The sequence below is a fragment of the Streptomyces axinellae genome, from assembly GCF_039532135.1.
GTDB lineage: Bacteria > Actinomycetota > Actinomycetes > Streptomycetales > Streptomycetaceae > Streptomyces > Streptomyces axinellae.
Genome location: NZ_BAAARJ010000081.1, coordinates 1 through 735 on the forward strand (window position 1 = coordinate 1; position 735 = coordinate 735).

1 protein-coding gene is annotated in these 735 nt (G+C 70.1%); it reads right to left on the bottom strand.

From position 1 onward, the window contains the following. Nucleotides 1-7: 7 nt before the first annotated feature. Complete coding sequence (locus tag ABD339_RS33535; protein ID WP_344570946.1) at nt 8-700, bottom strand: DUF4232 domain-containing protein; 693 nt, start codon at nt 698-700, stop codon at nt 8-10. Nucleotides 701-735 lie beyond the last annotated feature (35 nt).

Here is a 735-nt window from a genome sequence, read left to right on the forward strand (position 1 = left end):
GTGGTGGTCAGCCGACGCTGATGATGTTGACGAAGGTGCCGGGGCGGGTGGCGCCGGACTGGTCGAGGAGGGAGCCGCCGTAGGGCCACTTGAGGGTGACGTGGGTGGTCTCGTCGGGCGGGGTGAGGAGGACCTTGCTGACCTTGAAGCGCTTGGCGCCTTCCATGGCGGAGGGGACGGGGAGGATGTTCATGGAGGCCATGGCGGTGTCCTCGCCGGGCTTGAGGGTGATCTTGCTGGGGGTGTCGGAGGAGCGGCGCAGGTCCCAGGCGACACCGCTCTTGCTGATGAGGCGGACACCGGGGAAGCCCTTGAGGGTGCAGGTGCGGCCACCGCTGTTGGTGAGCTTGATGGTGGCCATCTGCTGGTGGTCGGCTTCCATGTCGGGGGCGGAGCCGTGCGGGCCGCCCCAGGTGTAGCGCAGTTCCCCGGTGTGGCAGCGCTTGCTCTGGGCGGTGGTGGCGCGGGCGCTGGTGGAGGCGATGTTGACCGCGTCGGTGCGCGAGCCCTTCGCGGCGGTCTCCTTGATCTTCGACCCGGCTTCCTTCGACCCGGCTTCGTGCGAGCCGGTCTTGCTGGAGGAGGAGGCGCCGGCTTTGGAGGAGGAGCCGGAGTCGCAGGCGGTGGCTCCGGCGCCGACCGCGATGACGGCCAGCACGGCGGCGGTGCAGCGTACGGCGCGGTTGAGCTTGGCGGACATGGTTCCTCTTTTCCGGCGCCGGGCTCCCGTCCGGC

Bases quoted from the DNA above. Each gene is read 5' to 3' on its own strand.
- ABD339_RS33535 (WP_344570946.1), bottom strand. From the start codon at position 700: ATGTCCGCCAAGCTCAACCGCGCCGTACGCTGCACCGCCGCCGTGCTG.